We start from the raw sequence: 4,249 nt of genomic DNA, 5'->3' as shown, positions 1-4,249 counted from the left end.
TGACGGTGCCGCAGCCTTCTTCCAGTGATGATAAGTCTGTTCCGATCCCGGCCTGCTTTATGGCGCTCTTGAGAGTGGCGCCGCCACTGATCGATTTCGCGATCTGAGCAAGTTTCTCGGCGCGCCCCTTTTCGGAATGGATCTTCCACCCGGTCGGCAGGGCCGCTGCTGATCCGATCTCTGCTTGCTAAGAACTTGGGATTGAGCGGGTCAGAGTAAACCGGCCCCACGGAAGAACTTTGGAGCATGCGCAAGCGGGTGCTGGGTCATGCCCTGGAAGTACTGACCGGTTACAACATCGCAGAGACAAAAAAGCAGTGGTGGCAGCCGTATAGACAATCGGCTCGTCGAAGGTAAAAACGTGCAGCACGAACATCCTCATCCGTCCGCTCCGACGACGCTTGCCCCGCTTCGCAACCCGGCATTTCGCTCGATCTGGACGGCCACGCAGATATCCAGCCTCGGGTGGCTCGTGCAAACGGTTGCCATCAGTTGGCTGATGGCAACCATTTCGGCTTCCGACCTGATGGTGGCACTCGTGCAGGCTGCATCCACATTGCCGGTATTCTTCCTCTCAATTCTCGCCGGAGCCATCGCCGACAACTTCAGCCGCCGGTGGGTGATGTTTGCGGGGCACTGTTTGATAGCATTGGCATCGACGACGCTGATGATTGCTGTGGGCCTGGGATTTGTCGATCCCTGGCTCCTACTCGGATTGGGCTTCCTGGCCGGCTGCGGCTTCGCTTTGAATGATCCGGCCTGGCATGCCTCGGTTGGCGATATTCTGGACAAGCGCGACATTCCCGCCGCCGTGACGCTTATGTCTGTCGGATACAACATCGTACGCAGCATAGGACCCGCTCTGGGTGGGACGATCCTGGCCTTCTTTGGACCGCTTGCCGCTTTCGCCTTGGCCGCGCTGAGCGATCTGGTCCCTCTAGGCGCAATATGGCGCACCAAATGGAAAGTTCGCTCTTCGCCTCTCCCGCGCGAGAGAATGGCGACGGCAGTTCATGACGGTGTCCGCTTCACGGCGATGTCCCTGGAGATCAGGGCGGCGATCGCCAGGGCAACCCTTTTCGGGTTGGGCAGCATCTCCATCCTGGCGCTTCTCCCACTCGTCGTCCGGGATCAGTTGGAAAGCGGGCCAATCGTCTATGGCATCTTATTGGCCGGCTTCGGCATGGGTGCTTTCATCGCGGGCATGAGCAACGGCTTGCTCAGGCGGATCACGTCTCAAAACAGGCTGGTGGCGTTCGCCTCTGTCGCTTGTGCAGCATGTTGCCTTTCCCTTGCCCTTACATCGTCGGTCGCTGTGGCGGCAGTAGCGCTCGCGCTGGGCGGAGCAGGTTGGCTGATCACTTGGACAGGCATTGACGTATCGGTACAGCTGGCAAGCCCTCGGTGGGTTGTTGGCCGCACCCTCTCGATCTACTACGCCTTGAGCGCCGGCGGGATGGCTGCCGGCAGCTGGATTTGGGGTACAGTCGCGCAAAACTACTCCTTGACCTGGGCTTTGGAGGGCGCGGCAGGGGCGCTGTTGCTGGTTGCGGCAGCGGGAATACTGTTGCCGATCCGTCCGTGGGAAGAAACGGATCAGGAAAGTTCCGATTTTCCCGCACCGGAACTGGCGCTCGAATTGCAGCCCAGGAGTGGTCCGATTGTCGCAAAGGTCGACTATTCCATAGCCGAGAAGAATACCGATGCCTTTCTCGGCTGCATGCGCGCGAAACGCCACGCTCTAAGCCGTGCCGGCGCACGAAACTGGACGCTCCAGCGCAACTTGCAGACGCCTTCGCTTTGGACGGAGACGTTCCGCACGCCGACCTGGATGGATTTCCTTCGCCTGAACCATCGGCTCACGGCAGCGGACAAGGAAATAGGCCAGCACCTTCTCGCCTTGCATGACGGCGAGCTGCCTCCACACACGGAGCTTTCGATCGAACGAACGACCGAGGCAGCTCGTGGCCGTGCCGCGACATTCGTTTCTCGTCCTCCGAGGTGACGTCATGGTGAAGCTGCCAACCGAAGAGCAGGCGCGATCATCCCTGGGCTTTACAGAGCACAAGGCACAGTACCCCCTCTGCTGATAGCGATCTGTAGACTAACGTTCCACACTGCCTTTTTACATACAGCGAACAGTACTAGCCGTTTGACGCATAAGACCCCCGATGCCGGACGCACACTCTCAATTCTTGCTTCCTGATTGCCGCCCACTGTTCAGGCGCGCGAAAGGGCCGGATAAAATTCAACCCAAAGTCCCAGACGGGATGCAAAGCTGCCACCATGGAGATAGGATCTGCGCTGTGAAAGAAACCGCCTCTTATGAACAACCTGGTCAGCGATTCCATAATTTCGTTGCCACCCTGGAGCGAATGTTCGCGCACCAAGACGACGTGACTGTGATTTCCTCCTTACGGTTGCCCGACAAGGACACCGGGCAGCTTCGCGAACATGACGTGGTGATTACCCGTTGCACCCATCACGGGCAGAACCTGACCGCTATTGAGTGCAGGGACCAAGGGCGAAAGGTGGGAGTTCCTCAGATCGAGGCCTTCGCCAAGAAGTGCGAAAAGACTGGAATCCACCGCGGAATCGTAGTTGCTGCGAACGGCTTTACAAGCACCGCCCGCACCAAGGCAAAGGCACTGAACCTGACATGCATGGACTTGGCCGAGGCGGAATCCTTCGAATGGAGTGGCACCGTCACCATCGTCGGCCAATTCCACAACTTCACCGCGATCGAGGCCTGTGTTGGCGTGGTGGAAAACGGGCGAAAGGTCACGAATCCATCCGCGGTCTATACGTCTGACGGCTTGCCCTACACCGGCGAGGGTATTCAATCCCTCATCATGGACAAACTGCCCCCGGAGGCCCGCAATCCAACCATCCGCCAGACCCTCAGCGGTCAAATCGTTGCTCCGATGGACGGACTCTACGTCATCGACGCTCTGGGCCAGCGCTTCCAAGTGAAGGATATCACATGCACTTACGCACTGGAGATTGAGGTCACGGAGCGCCCAATCACGCTCCATTACTATGCCGGAGAGAGCGCAGCGCTGGAGATCGCGTCTGGACAAATTACGTTCCCCAGTGGGCAATCTACGTTGGCATTCGTCAAATCAAAGGACGGCGTTATGGGCTACCTCGTCTCTACGGGAGCGTTGGACCACCGGGTGAAGATCGGCAATCTACCGGAACGGCGCTTCGTCTAGAATCCCGTAGAATCTTCAGCAGTCGGCAGCAGGTTGGCAACCCAGGACGACGCGGCTCATTTAGGGCCGTCTACGGCCATTCCAATAGCATCGTAAACTCGCGAATATTCGTGTAGGCCCAGCAACTACATATATAGGATTCAGACAAATGCATTGCCGGGAGGGAATATGAAAGAGCGGTTTGAAGGCGGCAACAGTTCGGCGCTTATCGCTAGTCTGAAGCGGCAGTTTGACAGTGGCGACGCAACGGTCGCCGAGGCAATCGCGACGGCTGGCGAGCTCGTAGAATACAAGGCCGCGGATACGCTCATTGCCGAAGGCGGTGAGGACAACGACGTGTTCTTTCTTGTCGCCGGCGGCGTTTCTGTAGTGGTCAAAGGTCAAGAGGTGCGAACTCTAAAGGCCGGTGCGCACGTCGGCGAGATGGCCGCCGTAGAGCCTTCCCAGCGGCGGTCCGCCTCAGTGTTCGCTGAAGATACGGTCGTAGCGATAAAGATGTCGGGGGCAGAGTTCTCGGCTTTGGCTGACAAGTTTCCGGGTTTGATCTGGAAATCCGTAGCCCAAGAGCTGTCGCGGCGGCTATTCGATCGCAATCGACTCATGACCACCCCCAACGAGAAGCCGAGGATGTTTATAATGTCCTCTGTGGAGGGGCTCGATGTTGCGAATGAAATCCAGACCGGTCTCCAGCATGACGTACTTGCAACCGTGTGGCCGAACGGCGTCTTCTGGGCGGGCGGCTATCCGCTCGAATCTCTGGAACTAGCCGTGGCCGAGAGCGATTTCGGTGTGGCGGTCGCACTATTCGAGGACATCGTCGAAACCAGCCGAGGCGCTCGCAATTCTGCCATCCGAGACAACGTGCTCTTTGAACTCGGCATGTTCATGGGACGCCTTGGTCGGCGTCGCAGTATCTTAGTATATCCACGCCAAACGGGGATAAACCTTCCGTCGGACCTCCATGGCCTGACGCCAGCGTCTTTCGCAACGGGCGATCCCAGCACGCTGGCGTCACGCCTTGGACCGGTTTGCAC

At 58.4% G+C, this 4,249-nt stretch carries 3 protein-coding genes; all 3 read left to right on the top strand.

The window, feature by feature from the left end:
• The first annotated feature begins 361 nt into the window (after nt 1-361).
• Nucleotides 362-2,005 carry an MFS transporter gene (locus EOA27_RS24955; protein ID WP_127257501.1) on the top strand — a complete coding sequence of 548 codons (1,644 nt, stop codon included), beginning with the start codon at nt 362-364 and terminating at the stop codon, nt 2,003-2,005.
• Nucleotides 2,006-2,306: 301 nt separating this feature from the next.
• Nucleotides 2,307-3,215 carry a restriction endonuclease gene (locus tag EOA27_RS24950; RefSeq protein ID WP_189562104.1) on the top strand — a complete coding sequence of 303 codons (909 nt, stop codon included), beginning with the start codon at nt 2,307-2,309 and terminating at the stop codon, nt 3,213-3,215.
• Nucleotides 3,216-3,383: 168 nt separating this feature from the next.
• Nucleotides 3,384-4,249 (top strand): TIR domain-containing protein (locus tag EOA27_RS24945; RefSeq protein ID WP_127257497.1); only part of this gene is annotated, 866 nt, incomplete at its 3' end.

The organism is Mesorhizobium sp. M2A.F.Ca.ET.037.01.1.1, assembly GCF_003998075.1.
Lineage (GTDB): Bacteria > Pseudomonadota > Alphaproteobacteria > Rhizobiales > Rhizobiaceae > Mesorhizobium.
Note: the sequence above shows the minus strand (reverse complement) of the source record. Positions and strands in the feature narration are given on the sequence as shown.